Source organism: Cyclobacterium xiamenense, from assembly GCF_042140265.1.
In the GTDB taxonomy this organism is placed as follows: domain Bacteria; phylum Bacteroidota; class Bacteroidia; order Cytophagales; family Cyclobacteriaceae; genus Cyclobacterium; species Cyclobacterium xiamenense_A.
Genome location: NZ_CP159481.1, coordinates 4,070,075 through 4,094,325, shown reverse-complemented (window position 1 = coordinate 4,094,325; position 24,251 = coordinate 4,070,075). Strand labels below are relative to the sequence as shown.

16 protein-coding genes and 3 pseudogenes are annotated in these 24,251 nt (G+C 50.9%); 11 read left to right on the top strand and 8 right to left on the bottom strand.

What is annotated here, in order from left to right; all coding sequences use genetic code 11:
* The first annotated feature begins 14 nt into the window (after positions 1-14).
* Both ABWH99_RS16600 and trxA read left to right on the top strand, forming a co-directional pair.
* On the top strand, positions 15-557 hold the full coding sequence (locus tag ABWH99_RS16600; protein ID WP_375582948.1) for a DinB family protein: 543 nt from the start codon (positions 15-17) through the stop codon (positions 555-557).
* A 63-nt stretch (positions 558-620) separates the two neighbouring features.
* Positions 621-938, top strand: a complete 318-nt coding sequence (trxA, locus tag ABWH99_RS16595; protein ID WP_375582947.1) for a thioredoxin — start codon at positions 621-623, stop codon at positions 936-938.
* A 7-nt stretch (positions 939-945) separates the two neighbouring features.
* Here trxA and ABWH99_RS16590 read toward each other — a convergent pair whose 3' ends face one another.
* On the bottom strand, positions 946-1,518 hold the full coding sequence (locus tag ABWH99_RS16590; protein WP_375582946.1) for a DUF4442 domain-containing protein: 573 nt from the start codon (positions 1,516-1,518) through the stop codon (positions 946-948).
* Between the two features lie 76 nt (positions 1,519-1,594).
* Entirely contained in the window at positions 1,595-3,928 is a 2,334-nt protein-coding gene (locus tag ABWH99_RS16585) for a hypothetical protein (RefSeq protein ID WP_375582945.1), read from the bottom strand.
* 191 nt (positions 3,929-4,119) lie between these two features.
* Here ABWH99_RS16585 and ABWH99_RS16580 point away from each other — a divergent pair, with 191 nt between their 5' ends.
* Positions 4,120-4,923: a M48 family metallopeptidase gene (locus ABWH99_RS16580; protein ID WP_375582944.1), complete on the top strand. Its 804-nt coding sequence runs from the start codon at positions 4,120-4,122 to the stop codon at positions 4,921-4,923.
* Positions 4,924-4,938: 15 nt separating this feature from the next.
* Here the strand turns inward: ABWH99_RS16580 and ABWH99_RS16575 are convergent, their stop codons facing one another.
* Positions 4,939-5,382 (bottom strand): DUF5110 domain-containing protein, encoded by a 444-nt coding sequence (locus tag ABWH99_RS16575; RefSeq protein WP_375586590.1) that lies wholly within the window; start codon positions 5,380-5,382, stop codon positions 4,939-4,941.
* A 15-nt stretch (positions 5,383-5,397) separates the two neighbouring features.
* A pseudogene (locus ABWH99_RS16570) lies at positions 5,398-7,359 on the bottom strand (TIM-barrel domain-containing protein); the annotation flags it as partial.
* A gap of 161 nt (positions 7,360-7,520) precedes the next feature.
* Here ABWH99_RS16570 and ABWH99_RS16565 point away from each other — a divergent pair.
* Complete coding sequence (locus ABWH99_RS16565) at positions 7,521-8,612, top strand: DUF6920 family protein (protein ID WP_375582943.1); 1,092 nt, start codon at positions 7,521-7,523, stop codon at positions 8,610-8,612.
* On the opposite strand, the gene ABWH99_RS16560 is transcribed toward ABWH99_RS16565, so the two are convergent.
* Positions 8,593-8,964 carry a hypothetical protein gene (locus ABWH99_RS16560; protein ID WP_375582942.1) on the bottom strand — a complete coding sequence of 124 codons (372 nt, stop codon included), beginning with the start codon at positions 8,962-8,964 and terminating at the stop codon, positions 8,593-8,595. The two genes, ABWH99_RS16565 and ABWH99_RS16560, sit on opposite strands and share 20 nt — an antisense overlap.
* Before the next feature lie 244 nt (positions 8,965-9,208).
* On the opposite strand from ABWH99_RS16560, the gene ABWH99_RS16555 reads away from it, so the two are divergent.
* Complete coding sequence (locus tag ABWH99_RS16555; RefSeq protein ID WP_375582941.1) at positions 9,209-10,537, top strand: hypothetical protein; 1,329 nt, start codon at positions 9,209-9,211, stop codon at positions 10,535-10,537.
* Positions 10,538-10,594: 57 nt separating this feature from the next.
* Here ABWH99_RS16555 and ABWH99_RS16550 read toward each other — a convergent pair.
* Positions 10,595-12,443 (bottom strand): annotated as a pseudogene (locus tag ABWH99_RS16550) (M1 family metallopeptidase).
* A 294-nt stretch (positions 12,444-12,737) separates the two neighbouring features.
* On the opposite strand from ABWH99_RS16550, the gene ABWH99_RS16545 reads away from it, so the two are divergent.
* Positions 12,738-15,029, top strand: a complete 2,292-nt coding sequence (locus ABWH99_RS16545; RefSeq protein ID WP_375582940.1) for an RND family transporter — start codon at positions 12,738-12,740, stop codon at positions 15,027-15,029.
* Here ABWH99_RS16545 and ABWH99_RS16540 read toward each other — a convergent pair.
* A complete protein-coding gene (locus ABWH99_RS16540) occupies positions 14,998-16,035 on the bottom strand; it encodes an endonuclease/exonuclease/phosphatase family protein (RefSeq protein ID WP_375582939.1) in 1,038 nt (345 codons plus the stop codon). The two genes, ABWH99_RS16545 and ABWH99_RS16540, sit on opposite strands and share 32 nt — an antisense overlap.
* Before the next feature lie 263 nt (positions 16,036-16,298).
* On the opposite strand from ABWH99_RS16540, the gene ABWH99_RS16535 reads away from it, so the two are divergent.
* The 4 genes and pseudogenes from ABWH99_RS16535 to ABWH99_RS16520 all read left to right on the top strand — a co-directional run.
* Complete coding sequence (locus ABWH99_RS16535; RefSeq protein WP_375582938.1) at positions 16,299-16,874, top strand: DUF2911 domain-containing protein; 576 nt, start codon at positions 16,299-16,301, stop codon at positions 16,872-16,874.
* Entirely contained in the window at positions 16,871-19,282 is a 2,412-nt protein-coding gene (locus ABWH99_RS16530) for a penicillin acylase family protein (RefSeq protein ID WP_375582937.1), read from the top strand. Before ABWH99_RS16535 ends, ABWH99_RS16530 begins: the two co-directional genes overlap by 4 nt.
* Position 19,283: 1 nt before the next feature.
* Positions 19,284-19,643, top strand: coding sequence for a hypothetical protein (locus tag ABWH99_RS16525; protein WP_375582936.1), 360 nt, complete (start codon positions 19,284-19,286; stop codon positions 19,641-19,643).
* A gap of 285 nt (positions 19,644-19,928) precedes the next feature.
* Positions 19,929-22,036: pseudogene (locus tag ABWH99_RS16520) on the top strand (bifunctional alpha,alpha-trehalose-phosphate synthase (UDP-forming)/trehalose-phosphatase); the annotation flags it as partial.
* 91 nt (positions 22,037-22,127) lie between these two features.
* On the opposite strand, the gene ABWH99_RS16515 reads toward ABWH99_RS16520, so the two are convergent.
* Positions 22,128-22,565: a DUF6526 family protein gene (locus ABWH99_RS16515; protein ID WP_375582935.1), complete on the bottom strand. Its 438-nt coding sequence runs from the start codon at positions 22,563-22,565 to the stop codon at positions 22,128-22,130.
* A 240-nt stretch (positions 22,566-22,805) separates the two neighbouring features.
* Between ABWH99_RS16515 and ABWH99_RS16510 the strand changes: the two genes are divergently transcribed.
* Complete coding sequence (locus ABWH99_RS16510) at positions 22,806-23,876, top strand: IS110 family transposase (protein WP_375582227.1); 1,071 nt, start codon at positions 22,806-22,808, stop codon at positions 23,874-23,876.
* The last annotated feature ends 375 nt before the right edge of the window (positions 23,877-24,251 follow it).

Genomic DNA, 24,251 nt, shown 5'->3' with positions numbered 1-24,251 from the left:
TAATGGAGACTACTATGGAACTGCAAGCACCAATGGCAGGAACCTATCCCGCCTTTTATAAAAGCTATATCGACCGGGTTTCAGGCAAGGCGTTGAAACCGCTAGCCAAACAGCAGGAGGATTTTATTCGGTCGATGTATACGGGTCTGTCCCCTGCCACAGCGAGGAAGGGCTATCAAAAGGATAAGTGGTCCCTTAATCAACTTCTGGGACACATTCTGGATACCGAGAAAATCATGCATTTCAGGGCCTTGTGTATCAGCAGGGGAGAACAGGCCGGGTTTCCCGACTTTGATCAGGATGCCTATGTGCAAACAGCGGATTTTAATGCGCTCTCCCCACAGCAGCTCCTGCGCTCCTTTCTGCTTCACCGGGAATTACTCAAGGATTTCCTGGAGCAGGTTCCGGCTGGGATAGGGACACGCCAGGGAACGGTGAGCGGTCGCCCCATGTCCGTGTCTGCATTGATTCACATTATCTATGGGCACACGGAGCATCACATCCATGGCATTCGGACATCCTACAGGGCTGTGCTTCCTCCCGACCTCACTTTGTGATTTTTATTACTGATTTTTACCAAGGCTAGCTCTACTTTTGTTGATAAATAAACAATACTTTATATGTCTAGTGGAAAAAGTTTCTCGGAAATAATTAGTGGGGAGCAGCCCGTTTTGGTGGATTTCTATGCCACCTGGTGTGGACCCTGCCAAATGATGCAGCCAATCCTTCAGGAAACGGCAGCGAAAGTAGGGCCAAAGGCAAAGATTATTAAAATTGATGTGGATAAAAACCCTCTGGCCGCAAGTAAATTTCAGGTGAGGGGAGTACCCACACTGATTTTGTTTCAACATGGAAAACCCGTCTGGCGGCAATCCGGAGTGGTTCCTGCTCATCAGTTGGTACAGGTGATCGACCGGCATGCCGTGGAGACCGCATGAAATGGCGCTAGGAATGCTTACGCTTAAACGACCAGGTGATGCTAAAGTGTGCCAGCGTTTCTCCATCGGGATGGCGTCCGCATACCGTCATGCGAAGCAGACACGTATCGCCCGGATGCTCTAATGCCTGAAGCGCTTCCTGTATTCGGTGTCCGTCCAGACATTCCATGGTGACGGTCTGCGTGGCTTTTTTTACGAATTCCGCTTCAAATGCGGTGACCAGCATGGAATAAGAACCCGCGCCGCTCGTATGAAGCAGACAAAGTGCTCCACTGGCCAGTTCGGCTGCGCCGCAGAGGGCTGAAAAGTAAATGGACCGAAATGGATTTTTCGTTCGCCAGGTGAAAGGAAGTCGGGTCCGACACTGGTTGACATTCAACTGAACCACTCGAATCCCCCAAAAGAGGACAGAGGGTAATTTCCGTGCCATGTACCAGATAAAACCGGGTGGCCAAAGAAGTGCGCGTTGCACGCGTTGTTGCTGGTTATTCATGCCTTTGGTGACTGAGGGAGATTTGATTTTGACAGCCTTTTGCTTGTCTTGCGCACAAGATAAAAAAACCGTAGCCAATATGGCCACGGTTTTTTCGAATATAAACCCATACTAAAGAGAAGCAAGTCCGGCTGCCTGTCTGAGGCAGTCTGGATGTTGTATCTTATGCTGGAACTGCAGTAGCGTTGCTTCCGACGTTTCCTTGAGCTACGATCACTCCCAGCTGGTCGGCCGAAAGGTGTACATTCACGTACCCATCAATGCTCAACAGGTCCTGGTACGTGAGTGCGGCGCCGCTATCAAAGGCTCGGATGGTGGTATGGCTCATGCCGGTGGTACCGTTTACAGGTACGAACGAGACCAGAATTCCTCCGCCCTCTTCGGCTGAATTGGCGTGGATATGGGCCGGGTGAATGCCGCCCTCCGGCGTGTTGGAAAGCATAATCGTTGCCAGTGTGAATCCGTTTTTCCTTTCATTAAACGTGACTGTTCCACTGATTCCGGGTACCGCCAGCTCGCCCAGAGCGTAGGTGCTGCTGGTCCCGGTCAGCTCATTGCCCCCGATGTCCCCTTGCGCCACAATGACCGCCAATTGATCCGGCGCCAGGTGTACGTTGACGTATCCGTCCATGTCCAGGATTTCCGCATAAGTAAGTGTCCCTCCCGCATCCAGCGTACGGATCGTGGTTTTGCTCATGCCGGTTGTGCCGTCAACTGGATTGAAGGAGACCAGTATGCCTCCGCCTTCTGCAGCCGAATTGGCGTGAATGTGTGCGGGATGAATCCCCCCGTCGGGTGTGTTGTCAAGTTCAATCGTTGCCAGAGAAAATCCACTTTTTCGCTCTTCGAACGTGATGGATCCGGAGATTCCCGGTACGGCTGATTCGTTGAGTGCATACATTTTCATTTCGCCCGTCAACTCATTTTCTCCGATATCTCCCTGAGCCACGATCACGTTCAGCTGCGTCATGGATAGGTGTACATTTACGTAACCATTTATATCCATAATTTCGGAATAAGTCAGCGGTCCACCCGCATCCAGGGAGCGGATCGTGGTTTTGCTCATGCCGGTGCTTCCGTCTACCGGATTGAAGGAGACCAGTATGCCTCCGCCTTCAGCGGCCGAGTTGGCGTGAATATGTGCCGGATGGACGCCGCCCTCCGGTGTATTGGCGAGTTCGATGGTTGCCAGAGAGAATCCATTTTTCCGTTCTTCAAAAGTAATGGATCCGGAGATGCCGGGAACCGCCAGTTCGTTGAGCGGATACATTTTGCTCATGCCGGTCAATTCGTTTCCTCCGATGTCACCTTGTGCAACGATGGTAGCCAATTGGTTCATGGACAAATGTACGTTGACGTATCCATCCATATCCAGGATTTGGTTGTAGGTCAAAGGTTGTCCGTTATCCAGCTGGCGGATGGTGGTTTCGCTGGTACCGGTAGTGCCATTGACAGGATTGAAACTGACAAGAATACCTCCTCCTTCAGCTGCCGAATTTGCATGAATATGCGCCGGGTGCATGCCTCCCTCCGGCGTATTGTCCAGTTGAATGCTGGCCAATGTAAATCCGTTCAGACGCTCTTTGAAGATGATGGATCCGGAAATACCGGGCACTGCCAGTTCATTGAGCGGGTATTCTTTAAAATTTTGCGTCAATTCGTTGCTGCCAATATCTCCCTGTGCCACAATGGTTCCTAGCTGATTGGCAGCCAGGTGCACATTCACATAGGCATCCATGTTGAGTATGTCTTCGAAACTAACCGGATTCCCGGCATCGTCGGTTCGGATGATCGTGCGGCTCCTACCAGTGGCTCCGTCTACCGGATTGAAGGAGATGAGAATTCCCCCGCCTTCGGCTGCGGAATTAGCATGAATGTGCGCCGGGTGAGATCCTCCCGCGGGCGTTCCGTTTAGGTCAATGGTTGCCACAGTAAATCCTGCCACACTTTTCTCAAACAGTACCGTGCCGCTGATACCTGCCACGTCCTTGGTAAGCAGGTTGTATTGTTTGGAAGTACCGTCCAGCGCGTTGCCACCGATGTCGCCCTGGGCGACGATGGTTTCCAATTGCCCATAAGCCAAATGAACATTGACATGGCCTTCGAAGCGGATCAACCCTTCATAATCAATAAAGGTGCCGTCGTCCAGCTTATTTACCAGCGTTATGCTGCTACCGGTGGTACCGTCCACTGGCTGAAGGGAAATGGCAATGCCTCCTCCATCGGCAGCCGAGTTCACGTGAATGTGGGCAGGATGTGCGCCGCCATTGGGCGTACCACTCAGATTGATGGTCACCTTGGTGTAGCCACCCTCTCCTTCTTCAAAGACTACATTTCCACTAATCCCGGATCCGTCTACAGCATTTAACGGATAGGTTCGGCTGTTTCCGGAAAGATTCAGCGCATCCGCTGGGCTCAACTCGTCCACGCAGGACTGCAACAACAGCGTGCCTGCCATTCCGAGCATAAGAAGCAAAACGTGATAATACTTTTTCATAATTGACAAACTTACGGATTTGGTTAAAATTCGGATTCGTACTCGGAGGAGTAACAGGATTAGTGGTGTTTATGTTTTACATTTGTGATAGTTTCTGGTTGATTTACATTTTGCGAACATTTATTTTTTAATTTTTTATTTTGTTCTGGCATATTTTTTGAGCCCTGGAAGCTGTTTATATTTACAGAATCATGTACAAGAAAATAATCGCTTTCCTGGTATTCGGGCTTTTTGCTTACAGCTGCGCAACCGTTCCCTTGAGTGGAAGAAGACAATTGAGCATAGTCAGCAATGCGGAAGTACTTCCCCTCTCGTATGATCAGTACGGGGAGGTACTCAAAGAGAGTAAAATCCTGACCGACACCCCTGAGGGCAGGCAGGTAGTCACCGTGGGGCGACGGATCGCTTCCGCCGTAGAAAAATACCTGGAGGAAAACGACCTTTCCGACATTACGAAAGGCTTTGCCTGGGAGTTCAATTTGATTGAAAGCGAGCAAGTTAATGCCTGGTGCATGCCGGGCGGTAAAGTCGCCTTTTATACCGGGATCCTTCCCATTTGCCAGGACGACACGGGCATTGCGGTGGTGATGGGCCACGAAGTAGCGCATGCAATCGCCAATCATGCCCGGGAACGCATGTCGCAGGGGATGGTTGCCAATGGCCTGTTGGGAGGACTTCAGGCGGCTATGGGTGAAAATCCCAGCCTCACACAGACCATATTTTTACAAGCCGTTGGGTTTGGCGGACAGGTAGGAATGCTGAAATTTTCCCGCGACCAAGAGCTGGAGGCCGATCAATTGGGCTTGATTTTTATGGCCATTGCCGGTTACGATCCCAGAGAAGCGCCCATTTTTTGGGAACGCATGAATGCGCAGTCTTCGGGACAGCGACCACCGGAATTCCTTTCCACCCACCCGGGCCCGGAGCGGAGAATCGACCAGCTAAACGAGCAAATGGGAAAAGCGCTGGAGTACTACGAAGCTAGCGGTCGCTGATAGCCCAGCGGTCTTTCAGGCGATGCCCTTCAATTGAACGGTTTGCGGGGATGCATCCAAATCCAATGTAAGATTGGGGACGGAAGCACAGAGCTGAAACGGGTGGTCGCCCATGGGCAATGGATCATACTCGGCGATTTCGTCCAGAAATGCAATGTTCCCCACATCCATTTTTACCCGTCTCCCGCCAACTTCCACCACCTGGTCCGGAAATCCGTGGAAATATATCTTTGCCTGGGTGTAGCTGCTCGGGAAATTTCCTTGCAAAGCCCCTATTTCGAGCAAGCCGTGGTCGTGGTCCATTTGGATAGATCGCATGCTCCATTCTCCTTTCTGATAGGCATGGCTGTTGCCGTCGTCTTCGTAGATCAGTTGCTGACGCGTACCGGATCCCTTAAATACGTGCAGTTTTATCCGCCCATCGTGCGCATCCGACGCATGCTGCGTCGCCGACTGCATGGGCAAAATGGCTCCTGCTGCCACGAATACGGGTAGGTAGTTCAGTGGGCATTCCCAGAAAATTTCTGCAGGTCCGGTTCGTTTTTCCCCTGTAAAAAGGTGGTACCAGTCGCCTTCCGGGAGATAGAGTTTGGTAATGGTCTGCTGGCTTTCCACCGGTACGATCAACAGATGCTCGCAGAATAGGTACTGGCTATCGTACGCTCCGTGGTAGACCCGGTCATCAAAGGGGTAGGCCAGCGCCAGGCTTTTTGCCACCGGCAATCCGCTTTTGTGGCTGGCGTAAAACGCTGCGTAGATGGCCGGCATGAGTTTGTATCGCAAGCGGATGTAGTTTCTGGCAATGGCTTCCACCTCTTCTCCAAAGGACCAGGGCTCGGAAGCATGGCTATTGATCATGGTGTGGGCTCGAAACAGCGGGCAAAATGCCGCTATGCTAATCCATCGCGCAAACAGTTCCGGTGTACAGTTGCCGACAAATCCACCGATATCGTACCCGGAAAACGGTACCCCACTCAATCCCAGGCTGTTCACCAGACGGACGCCGGCCATCATGTGCGCATCGCTGGATACATTGTCTCCGGTCCATAGCGCTGCGTACCGCTGCACCCCTGCAAATCCCGCACGTGTCAGGACAAAGGGACGGACCCCCGCTCGCTGTGTTTCCTGCCCCTCTCGGGTACTTCGGGCCATTTGCATGCCGTACACGTTTCTGGCTTTTCGGTGACTGGCCCCTTTGCCTTCGTAGTCAAACTGAACCAGGTTCGGAACGGTTTGTCCCTAGGTCGCCGGTTCGTTCATATCGGTCCAAAAACCATCGACACCCAGCTCAGTGTAAAACGCCAGGGCCGCTGCCCACCAGGAGCGGGCCTTTGGTAGGGTGAAGTCCGGGAAGGTGCACCAACCCGGCCACACCTGCCCCTGGTAGGGCTTTCCGTTCGGATAGCAAACAAACAATCCTTTTGCGCTACCCTCAACGTAAGGTTCGTAGTCTTCGTCGGCTTTTATTCCCGGATCCAGAATGACCACTACCCGGAACCCCAGTTCTTTCAATTGCCGGATCATTCCCGCTGGATTGGGAAAGGTTTCTTTGTCAAAGGTGAAGACCTTGAACCGACTCATATGGTGAATATCCAGGTAAATCACATCTCCGGGAATGGCTTTGTCCCGGAAGGTTTGCGCCAGACGCAGTACTTCTTTTTCCGGATAGTAAGAATACCGGCATTGCTGGTACCCCAGGGCCCACCGGGGTGGAAGGGGAGGTGGTCCAGTCAAAGCGTTATACGCCAACAGTATGGACGTAACGGAGACATCGTGGAAAAAATAGTAATCCAGATCGCCATCCTCCGCCGCAAAGTAAGCATACCGGTTGTTTCCGGCGCCAAAATTAAAGGTGGTCTTGTGGGTATTGTCAAAAAATATCCCGTACGCGATCCCGTGATGAAGCCCCATGTAAAAGGGAATGGAGCAATACAAGGGGTCGTCATCGGTGTCGTAAGCAAAATGGTCGGTATTCCAATGCGTGTAGGACTGCCCGTACCGGTTCAATCCCCCGTTTTTTTCACCCAGTCCGATGAATTTTTCCCATTCCTGGAGCAATTTGTAACTGCTCACTTCCGTGCCTAGCCAATTGATCCCGAAATCAGGATCGTCCTCGTTGATAACCTGGCCGGTAGGCGTTTTGAAAACCATGGACAGATTTTTCTTTCGAATCCATAGTTGAAGTTTACTGGTTTTTAAAACCAAAAACTCCTTGTCTTCTTCGAATTCAAAACAGTTTTCCTGCGGATCGGCCACCACCGAATAGGGATTCTCCTGCCATTCCGAGCGATTAGTTACCCGCACCCGGAAAGTAGTCTCCCGAAATACCTGGATTTCAAACCGTGCGTTCTCAGCGATTCCGCTGATTCCCGTGGGGTGCAGGTGGTGGCTTTGTACCTTGCCGGGCACGAGCGGAAGCGCGGAAGATTTATTCATGGTCGGAGGGGCTGCTGCTATGGGTCAATGTAAGCAAGATATTCAGCTTTGAAAAGTACTTTTCGATTCAATTGTATCTTTATTCCACGTAGCTGCGGTTGGCCAGCACACCGATCGGTGTTTTTTTTGCGAGAAAAATGAAAAAAAGCTACCTTTTGTTTATGAAAACGACCTTTATTGTTCTCTTGATACTGCATGCCCTGATTCACTTGCTGGGCTTTTTGAAGGCCTTCCAATGGTTGGAACTAAAAGAGCTTCCCCTTCAGCTTTCCAAAAGCATGGGACTCGTATGGCTACTGGCCGCAGTCGGAATGGTGTGGGTAGTGCTTGCCTTCGCATGGTCAGGAAAGTACTGGTGGTACCTCGCCCTCGCCGTCGGGATGTTGTCTCAGGTGCTGATTCTTGCGTATTGGACGGAAGCAAAATTCGGTACAATACCCAATGTATTGCTCTTGCTCGTAGCGTTGCATGCCTGGTCGATCGATCGGTTTGAACGACAAATTGCGGCCGAGGTGACAGACTTGTACCGACCCGAAGCGGCTGCTGAGGGGAAAGAACCGATGCAGGCGCTGTCAGCGCTTCCCGAACCGGTGCAGCGCTGGCTGCGACGATCCGGAGCAACTACGCTCCCGATTCCCGCCGAGGTGCGGATCATGCAGGATTTCGAATTGAAGCTGAAGCCGGAGCAAAAGAACTGGTACCGGGGATCCGCCAGCCAATACTTCAATCCCTTGCAACCTGGCTTTGTCTGGTCATTGGACCTTCCCATCTTGCCCCTGGTCACCGTCAAAGGACGGGATTTACTTTATCAGGGAAAGGGGGAAATGCTAATCAAGCTCTGGTCGCTGATCCCAATGGTCGATGAAAAAGACAATCCCAAAATCGATGAAGGCTCCCTGCAACGGTTTCTTGGAGAGCTCGTTTGGTTTCCTTCGGCTGCAAGAAGCAGCTACATCGATTGGCAGCCCTTGGGGCCAAACGAAGCGAAAGCCACGTTATCCTATTGGGGACAAGCGGCCACCGGTACGTTTACCTTTGACGATTCCGGAAGATTTTTGAGCTTTCGAACAGAAAGGTACATGGGAGGGGAGGAAGGTGCCACACGGAAAACCTGGATCGTGGCGGCGAAAGGCTACGAGAGGATGGAAGGGGTAGAAATCCCGGTACATTGCGAAGCCACCTGGCTTCTGGACGAGGATCCCTGGACCTGGGCACAAATTCACATTCGGAACCTTACTTATCTCCGGGACTAGGGCGTATTTCCCGCTTGACGAGGTATTCCCGGACCGACTTTCCCCCGGATTCTTTTCCGTTCATCAATGGATTACCCAGTGCTGTAGGAAGCGTGATTTTTATTAAGTTGAAATCCCGGTAATTTCCGAGCGGCGGTGCGGGAGTAGGCGAAGCATGGTATTCCAGGTCCTTTGCCTGAAAAGTGACCGTAGACACCTCATCCGGATGGCTGGCCTCAAACTGAAGGGCTTCAAATTCCTGAAAATGGTAGGTTTTTCCAGTGGTTTTTCGCTCGAGTTCCAAGTCGTCCTGGGCCCGGACCTGTACGAAAAGGAAAAGAAAAAGGCAGGTAAGGAAAAGGATTGGCTTCATAATCTCTTGGGTTTGTTAGCCTAAAGTAGGAAATCTCATTTGTAAAACCCAAAAAACGAACAGAAAAAAGACAAATAAATTGCTGTTCACCGGTCAAATGAACGTACAACTGGCGATTTTCGTGGTACGAGAGGTCAATGTGCACCTGTACAGTATCCCTGACCGGAAATAAAACCCCATAACCTTTGACTTCGTCTGATCGAAGTGCTTATTTTATGGTAATTTACTGAGCTAACCGGGTTACATGATTTTTCCACATGCGCGTTTTATGGACAAAAGCTCCTATCGGGTTCTCGGGGGCTTTTTTTTCTTGCTTCCCCTCTTGTGTTGTCTGGTCAAACCGAGTCAGGCCCAACGACTGCCTCTGCGCTTTTACCTGGAAAATGACAGCAGTTCGTATGCCGGCCTTCGGCTGAGCGGACAGGTATGGATGCGGTACAACCAAAACAATCCCGGCACGTTGATCAATGGCGAACGTTCGCCCGGATTTTTTGATATTTCCGTTCGCAGGCTGCGACTGCAGACCTACGCCCGAATCCGTCAGAAAACCAACATGACCCTGACACTGGGGCAGAACAATATCAATTACCTCACCGCACGATCGGGAGAAATTCGTTTATTGGACTTTTATGTGGATCACCGACTTCATCCGAACCTCACCCTGGGTGGGGGGCAATCCGGCTGGAACGGCACCTCCCGGTTTGCAGCGCCACTGACCAGCAAACTACTGACCTTGGATGTCTCCCCCTTCCTGATTCCTACGGTCAACCAAACGGACAATATTCTACGAAAGCTAAGTGCATTCCTGGCAGGTCAGGCCGGACCCTGGGATTACCGGCTGGTGTTCAGCCGGCCCTATGCACCGGTAGAGAATACCCCGCCGGTACCCGACTCCCAATTTGCAGGCGTCAAGCCCGGCATGCAAACCTCGGCCTATGTGAAATATCAGTTTTTTGAACACGAGAACCTCGGTCCCTTTCATCCCGGTACCTACGACGGTGAAAGAAAAGTGTTGGCCTTGGGCCTGGGGATCGAACAGCAAAACAGGGCCATGTGGCACCTAAACACCGCTTCCGATACGGTGACATCTTCCATTACCCTCCTTGCTGCGGATGTCTACGGCGAACTGCCGGGATACAACGAGAAGGCATGGACCTTTTATCTGGGCTACTATTACTACGATTTTGGACCCAATTACCTGCGGGTCATTGGCTTCAACAACGTGGGGAGCGGTACGAATCAACAGGGCACCTTCAGTGGTGCCGGCAATGCCTGGCCGGCCATTGGAACCGGGCATACGGGGTATTTCCAATTGGCCCATACCTGGAAGGTTCCACGCAGAACTGAAAAAATCCAGCCCTTTATCTCCGGGCAGTATTCCGTGTACGAAAAATTGCAGGACCCGGTTCGCTACCTGGAAGGCGGGGTCAATCTTCTTTTTGACGGGCAGCGGTCAAAAGTCAGTCTGGCCTTTCAAAACCGCCCGGTATTCGATTCCGACCCCTCCGGTAGCCTGGTGCAGTACCAACGTAGAACGGCGTTTGTCCTGCAGTACCAACTGCGTTTGGAATAAGGTTCCCTCCGGAGAGACCGAAGGCGTCGATCTGCGGCGGAGGGAACCCTTTGCGCGCTATTCGTTCACCCATTCGTTGTTTTCCCGGTTGACATCCGCCATCCGTAGGGAAGGGTCGATGGAAACTTTCTCAATAGCCGATACCGGCCGATCCAGTTGCACGTCCAGGTTGCGATGGGTCCAGGGCCATTTTTTCACCTGTGTGACTGTCGGGTTGCCGGGCTCCGGGTTTTTTTCGCCCCGCATCATTTCCAAGGGCAGGTAGATTGTTTCTTGCTGCCCATCCCGGTAAGTTACCACCAGATCGATGGGCATGGGCATCTGTCCTATTCGTTGCAACAGAATTTTTGCTTTCCCATTTTCATTGCTCACAGAACCCAGGCTGTAATCGATGGTTTTGGTGGTATATACCCAGTACTCTTTAAACCAATCGAGTTCCAGTCCGCTGGCTTTTTCCATCACCCGTGTGATGTCGTTGGCGTTTGGATGGCGGAATTTCCATTGCTCCCAATACTGCAACATGGCACGGTCCCGCACCTCTTCACCGATGATATAGCCCAGCTGGGCCAGGAAAAGCGCACCTTTGGAATACGCAGCTACTCCATAAGCCGTGTTCGTATGGTAATGATCGGCGTGGGTGGACATGGGTTCTTCCAGGCCTGATTGGACCAGTCGTTCGTACCCCCACGTAGGCTCCTCGCTGGGGAAAGTCGGAAGGTTCTTCCGAGAAGATGGCTGCCATGCATCGGTTGCTGGCAAAGGTGGTAAACCCTTCGTCCATCCAGGGGTAAAGCGACTCGTTGGAACCCAAAACCCCTTGAAACCAGCTATGCGCCAATTCGTGCACCATCACGCCGACCAGGCTTCCGAGGCTGCGATGCCCGGTAATCAAAGTGGACATGGGGTATTCCATTCCACCGTCTCCCCCCTGTACCACTGAAAACTGCCGGTACGGATAGGCGCCATAGTGTTCGCTGAAATAGGCCATGGCTTTTTCCGTATATTCCTGCAAAGCAGCCCAGTTTTTTTCTGTCTTGGAATTCTTTTCGTAGAAAAAATGCAAGGTGATCCCATTGTCCATCTCCCGGGTATCGTGGGTAAATTCGGGATCCGCCGCCCACATAAAATCGTGTACCTGTGGTGCATAAAAATGCCAGGTAAGCGTGGAGGAATCGGTGTCAGGTACCTTTTGCTCGGTTTGCTGGTACCCGTGCCCGATTTCGGAGGCATTTTGCAGGTAACCGGTGCCTCCCAGTACATACGACTTATCGATGGTGATTTTTACATCAAAATTGCCCCAGGTACCGTAAAATTCTCGACCGATGTAGGGATGCGCATGCCAGCCTTGTTCGTCGTAATTGGCCAACTTGGGGTACCACTGCGCCATGCTGTACCGTATTCCCTCGGCATTGTCCCGGCCCGCCCTTCGCACCTGCAGGGGCACCTGCGCCTCAAACTCGGTATCAAACACGACCGTGCTGTTTGGAAGGATCGGTTCGGGAAGGTCCACCTCCAGAACAGTCCCCACCTCCTCCATGGACACGGGCTGTCCATTCATGTGCAGGCGTCTCACGCGCATGTATCCGATTTCTTCCGGCCTCAGATTGAAAATCCGCTCGCCAACTCTACGGTCGGGGTCGGCAATGCTGCGGGACCGTTCGTCCATCATGCTGTTGGGTTGAAAGGCATTGTAATACAAATGAAAAAATACCCGACGCAGTGTATCCGGAGAATGGTTGGAATAGGCGATGGTCTGCCTGCCCGTATACCGATTGGTGGAAACATCCATTTCCACTTCCATTTGATAGTTGATGGATTGCTGCCAGCGTCCGGACTGCCCGTTCACCGATGACCCGAAAAAGGCCAGGCAAAGGGCTAAAAGTGAAAAAGACGAGAATTTTTTCATGTGTCGTTTAGTTTTTGTCCCAAAATAAAGCAAATTATGGCAGCGGCCAAACCCTTTGTTTAATTCCAGGGTTGTTCTTACAAACGTTTGCTTGCCGACGCTATGGAAAGGCTGCGGTCAGGACTGCGGCGCTTTCTTGGGAAAGGGCGAAAAATATGTGCAGGTGGAGCCGGGGCGTGGTTTTTTGAGTATTTTCCCGACCAATCTGCCCTTCTGGCGGGCAGAATGTGTAGGTTTGCCCTGAGGGGAAAGGCAGTGATCGAATCAATACACGGAAATGAGCGCAAACGCACGATGACGAGAAACATAGCTTTTTGGAGGCTGCTAGGGGCCCTGGCTTTGACCGTTTTTTTCGCAGTGATTTGGGAAGGCTTGCGGTTTAACTACGACTTCGAAAACTTTTTCCAACAGGACGATCCGGAGCTGGCATTCTACCAGGAATACCGGTCCAGCTTCGAAAATGACAACGACTACCTATTGCTGGCCCTGGGCAATGCACCCGACATTTACGACAGCCTTTTTCTGGAAAAGGCGCTGGCGCTTGAGAAGGAACTCGCGGGGCTTTCCAAGGTGGCATCGGTTGTTTCCTTGCTGCAGCAGGAAGAGCCACTGATCGGTCCCTTTGGTGTTCGCCTTCGGCCTGTTTTGGATTGGTCCTCCCAGGAAGCCCTGGAAACGTCCGCGCAGCGCCTTTCGGAAGACAGTCAATGGAAGGGAAACCTGCTCAGCGAATCGGAAAAGTACCTTTTGCTGTTTATAAAAAACCAGCAAATGATTGGTAAAGAAGCCGGTGATTCCTTGTATGTTGCCATTGAATCAGCCGTTCGTTCTTCCGGTATTCCGGATTACCGAATGGCGGGAAAAATCAAGGCCCAGGGCGTGTTTGTGGATTTGCTGCAACAGGAGTTTTCCCTGTTCATGGGCCTGGCAGGCCTGTGGGTGTTGGTGTTGTTATGGGTTCTGTATCGAAGTTGGTGGGCAGTTCTTCTCCCATTTACCATCATCTCCCTGGGGATTTTTTGGGCCGGGTCTTTTTTACTATCCACGGGAGGGGAGTTGGACGTGATGCTGGTCATGCAACCCCCCATTTTGATGGTAATCGGGTTGAGCGGTTTGGTGCATTTCCTGAATCATTACCAAAACTCGTTGCGCAAGGGCATGCCCAAGGAAGCCGCTGTGGCTTCCATGTGTAAGGAATTGACCCTTCCCGTCTTTTTGACCGCCCTGACCACCTCACTGGGCTTTGTTTCCTTGTATTTTACTCAGATTATCAGCTTGCGCTGGTTTGGGCTTTATACCGGCCTGGGAGTGCTTTTTCTTTTTTTGGCATTGATCACGATCCTTCCCTGGGCGCTGTATACCTTCCCCCCGTTGGCTTCCTCTGCCAATCTCCGATGGGCCCGGCGCTGGGAACGAACACTCCAATGGATCTTTGGCCGGATGCAGGAGCACAAAACCGCGATTAGTCTTGGGTTTATCGGGACCAGTCTGCTGGCGGGTGTGTGCATGGCTCAAATAAAAACCAATGGATACATTGTTGACAGCTTGCCGGAGGGACATCCGCTGAAGGAAGATTTCACGTTTTTCGACCGGGTTTTTGATGGGTCCAAACCCCTTGAAGTCTCCCTCCGCGTCAACGATCCCTCCCGGAATCTTTTTGACTACGCCGTGCTGCTGGAAATCCAAAAGCTGGAGGACTTCCTCCGGGAGAACTACAAAACGGGGAACCTGCTTTCTCCGCTCACCCTGGTCAAGGGTATCCACAAAGCCCAAAACGGTGGAAACCCCAAGGCATTTTCCCTGCCCACGGAAGCCCGCTACGAACGAATGACTCCCATGCTGGACCGATGGATTCGTGAAAACGAATGGGGTTTGTGGACGGATAGCCTTGAGGCCGGACGGATTTCCGCCCGCAGTCCCGACAATGGGAGCTTTCTCGGACACCGGCAACACCAGCGATTGGCGCAGTTTGTAGCAGAGGAACTGGACAAGGACTTGCTACAGGTAAGGCTTACCGGAACTTCTTACCTGATTGACAAGAGCCACGAACAGGTGACGCGGAAAGTGTTCGCCGGATTGGGCGTTGCCTTTTTCCTGGTGGCATTGATTGTGGGATTGCTCTACCGGTCCTGGAGGATGGCACTGATTGCCATGGTCCCCAATGTGGTTCCGCTCATCTGTGTAGGCGGGGTTATGTATGCGCTGGGCGTCGATTTTAAACTTTCTACCTCCATTGTGTTCGCGATCGCCTTCGGGATTGCGGTCGACGACAGCATTCATTTCATGACCAACCTGCGCATGTTGTTGGAAAAGGGTATGGGGTTGGAAGAAGGCATCCGGCGCACCTTTCTGACCACCGGAAAAGCAATTATACTCACCACGCTGATTCTTTCTTCGGGTTTTTTGGTGCTTGCCTTTAGCGAGTTGGAAATTCCCTGGTTCACAGGGGTGCTGGTAAGTTTATCGCTGGTGGTTGCCTTGCTGGCCGACCTGCTTTGGCTGCCGCTTTTGTTGCGACCGCTAAAAAAGCACCTCGAAAATCACGTTGACCCAATCAATCCGGATAGGCAAAAGTTGCCGAAATAGGGTAATGGTCTGAATAATCTACCTCCCGGTGGGTGCGAAACTGAAGTACTTGTAAGGGCGAACTAAAAAAGATATTGTCGATTCGCAAAAAGAACAGCACCTTATTGTAGGTAAACCCGAAGCCCCGTCCCATCTCTTCAAATGCGTTACTCAGCAGCTCTTTAAAACTGAAATAGGTATAGCTGTAGGGGACATCGTTGAAATCTCCGGCCAGAATTACCGGGTGGGGGCTGTTCTCGATGTGCTCCAGCAGGATGCGTGCCTGCGATGCACGGGTATGAATCCCCTCTTTCAATTTTTTGATGGTGCTGCGGTATTGGCTTTTGATGCCCTGCAGGTTATCCAAATCTGCCGCGCGGATGTTCATCGATTCCAGGTGGGTGTTGTAAACCCGAATGGTATCCTTCTGGATTTTGATGTCGGCAAACATGGCCCCATTGTTTCGTCGGTTGTCAAAAACCTTCCCGCTGTTGACGATGGGGAATTTACTGAAAATCGCTATCCCGAAGGATTTTTTCTTTGCGTTTCCATCGACGGGCAGAAACGCATGCTCGTAGGCGCCCTCTTTGCCGAGAATTTTGAGGGCATTTTTGGACGGAGTGGTATAATCCTGGTAGAATTCCTGAAAACACTTGATATCGGCGGGATTGTCTCTGGCCCATTGTACCGAATTCAAGATCAGTTCTTCATTGGTATGCCCCCAGTTATTGTTAAAAAGCATGGCATTGTAGCTCAGGATTGAAAAACCCTCGGTGCGCGTATCCGGCTGGTTCCATTGAAAGGTGACCGATAGAAATTTCCAGCCGATGATCAGGGCAAGAATGGGGAAAATCATCAACCGACCTCTTCCAAAAAGCAGCAAAACCACCAGAAAAAGATTGAATAGAATAAAAACCGGGATCAGCAAGGAGAACAACCCGGAATAGCCCCAGTTTTCGGGAGAAACGTTGACGCTGAAAAATAGCAGCAGGGAAACTAAAAAGAGTATGCCAATAATAAGCCGCATAAGATTGCTGTTAATTCGTCACAAATTGGGAAAAAAAACCTACACCGAACAAAAGAAATTCGTTTTTTTCCCGGCAATGGTAAAAAAAAGTCAAGGCAGGAGCGCTGGTTTTTTCCCCGGAAACAACAACTCGGTCCGGTGTTGCAGGAGGCCGGGGATGGCTTGCGCAGGGAAGCAAGGATTATTCATTGTATTAAAATCCCGGGAGGTGGCAGGGTAGAAAAAAAATACATAAATTAGAGTGAATTTAACAACTTGTTCACATGCGCATAGAAAACAACAGCCTGTATTACTCCTTTAGCTTCCTATTGGCGCTGCTTCTCTTTTCCTGTTCCGGTCCTGCCACCAACAATTCGGCGTCGGAAGAATCAATGGAAGCCGCCAATAGTACGGGAGAAGAAAGAGCCAGTCCCTTAAAAACCGTTTCGGGAACAATTGGAGACAAAACCGTTGCGGTGCAATACGGTTCACCCGGAATCAAGGGGCGCGATATTTGGGGAGACCTGGTGCCTTACGGAGAAGTATGGCGGACGGGTGCCAACGAAGCTACCTACATCAGTCTGGAAGAGGACGTTCTTTTCGAGGGGCAGCCGCTTCCCGCGGGAAAGTATTCCCTGTTTACCATCCCGATGGAAAACGAACCCTGGACGGTAATTCTGAATTCCGAATGGGATCTGGAACACGGACACTTTCAATACAAGGAAGAGCACGATGTGTTGCGCGTACCGGTCACACCCTCCTGGGTCGACGAAAGTCAGGAATGGCTGTCCATTGAACTCGTTTCGGACGGATTGCAAGTGAAATGGGAAAAGCTCGTCTTGCCGATCAACATTGAATGAAATACATAGGATTCTTTTTTTCCCTGATTCTCACCCTGTTGGTGGCAGTTGGCCTATCGATTAATCTGGTCGGGCTTCCGCCGTTGGTGGGGATTTTTGATCCTTTCCGCGGGTTTTGGCAAAATACCTACAGCGAAGATAGAAATCCCCCGACAGTCCTTAGATTGGAAGGCCTGACTGCTCCTGTAGAGGTCAGCTACGACAGGCATCTGGTGCCGCACCTCTTTGCAGAAAACGAAGCTGACCTGTATCGGGCGCAGGGCTACGTCACGGCATCTCATCGGCTGTGGCAGATGGAGTTTCAGGTACGTGCCGCCGAGGGCAGGCTCTCCGAGGTGGTCGGAGAAGTTGCCCTGCCTTATGATCGGGAAATGCGGCGAAAGGGTCTGGTATTTGGTGCGGAAACGAAACTGGCATTTCTCGAGCGTTCCGATCCGCAACTAGTCGAACTGATGCAGGCCTACGCCGATGGGGTAAATGCCTACATCCGGCAGACGAAACCCGGGGAGCTTCCGATCGAATACAAATTACTCGATTACCGACCCGAGCCCTGGAGTCCGTACAAATCACTGGTGTTTCTGATGAACATGGCAGAAACCCTTTCGGGTGACAGCGATTTTGCGTATACCAATTTCAGAAACCTCTTCGGCGAATCCTGGATGCAAAAGCTATTTCCCGAGTATCCGGAGGGAGTGGTTCCGGTAATTTCCAAAGAACGGTGGGGTTTTCGGGCAGGGAGTCCGCGGCCGCCCCGGCTTACCTATCCGGACTCCGGGCTGATCGCAAAGGCCCTTCCGGGAAAAGAACCGGGCTATGGGTCCAACAATTGGGCAGTTTCAGGGAGCAAAACTGCCTCCGGAAACCCCATCCTTGCGAACGATCCGCACCTGGCACTCAACCTTCCATCGCTCTGGTACGCCATCCAACTCAGTACCCCTGATTTCTCGGTGAAGGGGGGAAGTTTGCCAGGTGCACTGGGGGTGGTCATTGGCTTTAACGAGCACATCGCCTGGGGGCTGACAAATGCGGACCGGGACGTGAAGGATTGGTACAAGATCAGTTTCAAAGACAGCTCCCGGAAGGAATACCTGTACAACGGACAGTGGATACAAAGCACCACGCGGCTTGAAACCATTCGAATAAAAGGGCAAAACGACTACATCGACACGGTGATATACACCCATTATGGACCCGTGGTGTACGACCGGAATTTCATGATGGAGCGAAAGCCGGTAGATTTTGCCTTAAAATGGACGGCTTTTGAAGCCTCCAACGAACAGCGGACCTTTTTACAGCTGAATAAAGGAAGGGATCATGCCGACTACCTGGAGGCCATCTCCACCTATGCTGCACCCGCGCAGAATATCGCATTCGCCGCCAAAAATGGAGACATCGCCATGTCGGTGCAGGGAAAATTCCCCATCAAATGGAAAGGGCAGGGAAAATACCTGATGGATGGGAGCAATCCCGTTTTTGAGTGGCAGGGTTGGATACCCGATGCCCACCAGCTGAGAGAGATAAACCCGGAAAGGGGATTTGTACAATCTGCCAACCAGCACAGCGCCTCCGAAAATTACCCCTATTACGTTTTTGCTGACAGCTACGAGTACCATCGAAACCGACGCATTTACCAACGATTGTCCGAAATGGAGAACATCACGGTAGAAAGCACGATGGCACTGCAGCTGGATAATTTTGATATGCATGCCTCGGAAACCCTTCCCTTCTTGCTGGCGTCTCTGGACAGCAGTTATTTCACCGCTCCAAATTTGAAGTGGATCGAAAAATTAGCCAACTGGGAATACCATGCCGACCCTGGTCTGGCCGCGCCCGCGCTCTTTACTTCCTGGTGGCACCACCTGGAGCAACGGCTGTTTTCTACCTGGGACGGTAGGGGGCTGCCCCTGGTATATCCGGCCAAATACGTACTTTCCTCTCAGCTGCAGCAGGAACCGGCCGCTCCCTGGTTTGATGACCCGGCTACAGCGGAACAGGAGACGGCCAGGTATTGGGTCAATCTGGGCTTTGAAGGCATGGTGGAAGAGATGGAGGCCCGGCAGATCTTGCCGGATTCGCTCCATTGGGCGGCTTACAAAGGTACCGCCGTTGCACACTTGATTCCAAATTTCGATGCTTTTAGCAGAAAAGACCTACCGGTAGGCGGGGGGCGCAACATCGTCAATGCCACCAGCGATGACTGGGGGCCTGGCTGGCGCATGGTGGTAGAGATGGGCGAGCCGATTCAGGCCTACGGCGTGTATCCGGGAGGGCAGTCCGGAAATCCGGGAAGCCGGTTTTACGACGATCTGCTTGATACATGGGCTTCGGGCAAGTACCTGCGTATCGATCTGAGAAACGCATCGGATACGGAAGGAATCCTTTTCAAGACAACCTTCAAACCGGACTAAGATGCGTGTACTTGTTCAATTTCTACTGAGTGGATCGATTGCCTATTTCCTGGGGGGAACGCTGCCCTATTGGTTCATCATGATGGTAATCGCAGGCCTGGCGGTCTGGATGAGAGGTCCCACGTCTCAGGCTTTTATCGCCGGTGCGCTGGGCGTAGGCCTGGTATGGCTGTTGGTTCCGCTCCTCACCTGGTCCGCCTCTGGATCGGACTTGCCCGACCAGGTCGCCAAAATCATGGGTCTGCCCAACGGAACGGTGCTGGTTGGGATTACTGCAGTAATGGGCTTTCTGATTGGCGGAACCAGCGCACTGACTGGTAATCTCCTGGGAAAGCTGGTCCGGCGAAATAAGTTTTACTAAACCCCTTCCCGGTGCGGACCTTCCTGCTTGCTCTGATGCCGGTCGATCCACCCGGGCCAGCGCAGGCGACCAGCGAAGGATGGATTCACTCCTGGAGTGCGAGCACCCGCCGATCGTATACCGGGGAAGGAAGAAGCGCTGCATGGTTTTTCACCCGCTTCCGATTCAGCCGGATTCGCTTTCCGGTTTTTTTTTAAGCCATTTTTTAGTAATTTAGTCCATAATTTCATCGTTTTTAGCGAATCCCAAACGAACCCTTCTTATACCAACAAGCAACCGTAAGACATGTCAAAAACCATCATCGTTTCCAATCGATTACCCATTAGCCTGCAACATAAAAATGGAAAGTTTGAGTTCAAACCCAGTGCAGGGGGATTGGCAACCGGATTGGGGTCGATATACAAGGAAGGAGAAAACATCTGGATCGGCTGGCCGGGAAACGACGTGGAGGACGAAGAACAACGGCAGGAAGTAGTAGACGAACTGCGAAAGCTGAAAATGGCACCGGTTTTTCTCACCAAAAAGGACGTGGAACTGTACTACGAGGGATTTAGCAACGAGACCATCTGGCCGGCCTTTCATTACTTCACCCAATACATCAATTACGAAGACGCTTACTGGGAGGCCTATTGCCGGGTCAACCAGAAGTTTTGCGATGCCATATTGGCCAAAGCAGATGCCGAGGATACCATCTGGGTACACGATTACCAATTGCTGCTTCTTCCCATGATGCTCCGAAAACATCTGCCAAAAGCCACCATTGCTTTTTTCAACACATTCCCTTTCCTTCCTACGAGATCATTCGCATGCTTCCATGGAGGAAACAATTGCTGGAGGGAATGGTGGGTTCCGACCTGATCGGCTTTCATACCTACGACGACATGCGGCACTTTCTGAGCGCGGTGGGGCGGATACTTGGGCTTTCCAACGAAAGCGGCTTCATCCAGGCAGACAACAGGCTGGTCAACGTGGATTCCTTTCCAATGGGTATCGATTACGACAAATTTGCCAAAGCGGCTGTCAGCAAAAAAACACAGCGCACGGTCAGCAAATTCATGGAGATGCTGGGTGATCAGAAATTGCTGATCACCATCGACCGCCTGGACTATTCCAAAGGTATTCCCCAACGAATCAAAGCCTTTGACTTGCTGCTGGAAGACCATCCGGAGTACCATGGTAAGGTTTCCATGATCATGGTGGTGGTGCCTTCCCGGGATCGGGTAAAATCGTACCAGGAGCTGAAGGAGGAAATTGACACGCTGGTTGGTAGCATCAATAGCAAGTATTCCACACTAAATTGGGTGCCGGTGCATTATTTTTACCGGAGTTTCCCGTTCAATGAGTTGAGTGCTTTTTATACCATGTCGGACATCGCTCTGGTTACACCGCTCAGGGACGGGATGAATCTGGTGTGCAAGGAATTTGTGGCCAGCAAAACCGACAAGCAGGGAGTACTCATCCTATCCGAAATGGCAGGAGCCAGTAAAGAACTGGTAGATGCAATTCTGGTAAATCCAAACGATCAGGAAGGTGTAAAGAACGCGATCGTGGAGGCCTTGACCATGGAGCCTGAGGAGCAGGAGTTGCGGATCAGTTCCATGCAAAGCAGCTTAAAAAAATACGATATCTTTCAGTGGGTCAAGGTGTTTATGGACCGCCTGAAGCACGTGAAAGAAAGGCAGCAGGACCTGGAATCCAAGGCCATGGATCAGAAAATCACCAGGCAGATGATCGCTGCCTTTAAGTCCGCCAAACGACCCATTCTCTTTCTGGATTACGACGGTACCCTTGTAGGCTTTAAAAGCCGCCCGCAGGATACTTTTCCCGACGCAGAGCTGCTCCGCCTGATTAGCACTTTGTCGCAGATTTGCCAGGTAGTGATCATCAGTGGACGCGACAAGGAGACCCTGGGGAAATGGTTTCTCGGACAAGAGGTAGACATGATCGCCGAACACGGCGTGTGGCTGAAAAAGAAGGATCAGGAAGAGGACTGGACCTTGTATGCCGATGTGGACGATAGCTGGAAGGAAGATATCCGGCAGGTGATGGAGTACTACGTGCTGCGTACGCCAGGAGCCTTTATCGAAGAAAAACACCATTCCCTGGTATGGCACTACCGCAAAGTGGAAAGTGGTCTGGGAGATTTGCGGATGCGGGAGCTCTTTAGTCACCTGAAGTACATGGCTCGGGGACACAACCTGCAGGTTTTGGAAGGAAACATGGTATTGGAAATCAAGCGTCCGGATATCAACAAAGGACGCGCCGCCCTCGCCATGATGCGGGGTGAGGAATACGATTTTGTGATGGCTCTGGGAGACGATTGGACGGACGAAGATACCTTCAAAGCGATGCCCAAAGCGGCCTATACCATTCGCGTAGGCTATGCGTATACCCAGGCCAATTACAACATTAAAAACCCCACAGAAGTGCGTAATCTATTAAAAAACCTGATCGACTGATGCCGGCAGAAATTTTGAGCCCGGCTTATACCCGCAAGTAATCGCTCTGCCAGTCCATGATCGCTTTTTTGATTTGTCCCGGGCTAAGCTTCTCACCGATGGCGCGGTCTATCAGCGGTATCAGTTCTCTGCTTCCGGCAAATCGAAGGGCGATGATTTGTCCCATCGTTAGTCTTTTTTCCTGGTGGGTAAAGGGTTTGCCGGTGAGCTGAAAGTATCGCAGCCGCATTTCCAGTCGAATGATACGGTTTTGGTTTTTCAAGGCGTAAATCCGGGAAATGACCGGCATCAAAAAGAGGATCGCTGCGGCCACGACCAGGTAAAGTTCCCGCAGCCAATCTCCTCCCGAGGCAAATACCTCTGCCAGGTTCCATAACGACCAGGAGAGGAAAATCAAGGTGAGCGGTGTGACCACGTAGTGGTGCAAGGGGTAATACCGCCTGTGATTGGCATAGTTTTGCATGAGTGAAAAATCTGGCAATACATGAAAAGAAGATCATCTGGCTTTAGAAAAAAACCAGTCTACAGGCGAAAATAAGAAATGTAGCCGAAGAAACGTCTCCTTTTTGGATTAAAATTGATAGCCCATAACCTTTGCCGTCTTCCAGACCTCGAAGGCCATATGTTTGCAAGAGCAATAGCATAAGTTTCAGGAAATCATTAGATTAAGTTTTCTAGAACCATGCTATAACCTCCGAAACTTATGCAAACACAAGTTAACAAAAACGATTTTTCCGGCCAAAACATTTATGTGGGTATTGATGCCCACCTCAAAAGCTGGAAAGTTACAGTGATGATGGATAATCTTCATAAACGCACGTTTTCACAGGATCCCTGTGCAGAGACTTTGTACAATTATCTTGTCCGGAACTATCCGGGTGCTACCTACTTCAGTGCCTATGAGGCTGGATTCTCGGGATACTGGACTCATTACAAGCTTTGCGCTCTTGGGTTCAATTCCATTGTGGTCAATCCTGCTGATATTCCGACAACCGGCAAGGAAAAAGTACAGAAAGAGGATGCCAGGGACAGCCAAAAAATTGCCCGGTCCCTAAGAAACGGGGAACTGGTCCCTATCTACATACCCTCTTTGGCCTCTCTTGGTGACAGGGGGCTTATGAGGTTAAGAAAAACTGTCGTCAATGATACCACCAGGATCAAAAACAGGATCAAGGCCAGCCTCCATTTTAACGGCATAAGTATTCCCGGGGAAATAAACAGCCCAAAATGGAACAAAAAGCTTCTTAGATGGCTGGATGGACTTGAACTCGGTATGGTGGAAAAACAAATAATGGACAGTCATCTGTCCATTTTGTACCATATGCGGAAAACCACCCTAAATGTCACCAACCAAATACGAACCCTTTCCAAAACAGAAAAGTATGAGCAGGAAATCAAGTTATTGATGACCATTCCAGGAATCGGGCTCTTGACGGCAATGACCCTATTGACCGAGCTGGAAAGGCTGGACAGGTTCAACTCCCTCGACAAACTATGCTCTTTTATCGGCCTTGTACCGTCAACCAACTCATCCGGGGATACCGAAAGAACGGGTAATATCACCCCCAGGGGGCATAAGGTGCTGAGAGCTGCTCTAATAGAATGTGCCTGGGTCGCTGCAAGGACTGATCCGGCATTGGCAAAAAGCTATAACCAATATTGCAAAAGGATGAAAGCCAATCAAGCCATAACCAGAATAGCAAAGAAACTTTTAAGCAGGATCAGATACGTATTGAAAAACAAACAGCCCTATGTGCTTGGAGTCGTCAAATAAAACCGCACAAACATATTATTCTGTAAAACAATCCCCAACCTTTATTGGGACCGTTAAAAAACCTTGCAGCAACTAAGTTGACTGTTATCTCGAAGGCTACGGCCCAATATCCAATAAATTAAAATGTGGCAATGCAGCTCATTGAGTCTGTTAATAGAAGGTTGTTTTATGGAGTAAGTTGCTGTTTTTGATAGTAGTAAAACGAGTTTTTTAAGCTATCAAAAGACAAAGAATTCAAAGATAAAAAAAGCCCCTAACTAAAGGGGCCTGGGAGTATATTCTCCGTCATGAACCCTATTGCTGGTGGGTTGCTCTCCAGCAGAGCCCACTTCCTCTTCAGATTCATGTTTTAAAGATAAAATGTATCTTTCTCAA

What these genes read in the sequence shown, in the direction of transcription:
- ABWH99_RS16535 (WP_375582938.1), top strand. Translation starts at nt 16,299, where the DNA reads ATGCGCATAGAAAACAACAGCCTGTATTACTCCTTTAGCTTCCTATTG.
- ABWH99_RS16545 (WP_375582940.1), top strand. Translation starts at nt 12,738, where the DNA reads ATGACGAGAAACATAGCTTTTTGGAGGCTGCTAGGGGCCCTGGCTTTG.
- ABWH99_RS16585 (WP_375582945.1), bottom strand. Translation starts at nt 3,928, where the DNA reads ATGAAAAAGTATTATCACGTTTTGCTTCTTATGCTCGGAATGGCAGGC.
- ABWH99_RS16600 (WP_375582948.1), top strand. Translation starts at nt 15, where the DNA reads ATGGAACTGCAAGCACCAATGGCAGGAACCTATCCCGCCTTTTATAAA.
- ABWH99_RS16510 (WP_375582227.1), top strand. Translation starts at nt 22,806, where the DNA reads ATGCAAACACAAGTTAACAAAAACGATTTTTCCGGCCAAAACATTTAT.
- ABWH99_RS16525 (WP_375582936.1), top strand. Translation starts at nt 19,284, where the DNA reads ATGCGTGTACTTGTTCAATTTCTACTGAGTGGATCGATTGCCTATTTC.
- ABWH99_RS16530 (WP_375582937.1), top strand. Translation starts at nt 16,871, where the DNA reads ATGAAATACATAGGATTCTTTTTTTCCCTGATTCTCACCCTGTTGGTG.
- ABWH99_RS16560 (WP_375582942.1), bottom strand. Translation starts at nt 8,964, where the DNA reads ATGAAGCCAATCCTTTTCCTTACCTGCCTTTTTCTTTTCCTTTTCGTA.
- ABWH99_RS16565 (WP_375582943.1), top strand. Translation starts at nt 7,521, where the DNA reads ATGAAAACGACCTTTATTGTTCTCTTGATACTGCATGCCCTGATTCAC.
- ABWH99_RS16515 (WP_375582935.1), bottom strand. Translation starts at nt 22,565, where the DNA reads ATGCAAAACTATGCCAATCACAGGCGGTATTACCCCTTGCACCACTAC.
- ABWH99_RS16555 (WP_375582941.1), top strand. Translation starts at nt 9,209, where the DNA reads ATGATTTTTCCACATGCGCGTTTTATGGACAAAAGCTCCTATCGGGTT.
- trxA (WP_375582947.1), top strand. Translation starts at nt 621, where the DNA reads ATGTCTAGTGGAAAAAGTTTCTCGGAAATAATTAGTGGGGAGCAGCCC.
- ABWH99_RS16580 (WP_375582944.1), top strand. Translation starts at nt 4,120, where the DNA reads ATGTACAAGAAAATAATCGCTTTCCTGGTATTCGGGCTTTTTGCTTAC.
- ABWH99_RS16540 (WP_375582939.1), bottom strand. Translation starts at nt 16,035, where the DNA reads ATGCGGCTTATTATTGGCATACTCTTTTTAGTTTCCCTGCTGCTATTT.
- ABWH99_RS16575 (WP_375586590.1), bottom strand. Translation starts at nt 5,382, where the DNA reads ATGCAGTCGGCGACGCAGCATGCGTCGGATGCGCACGATGGGCGGATA.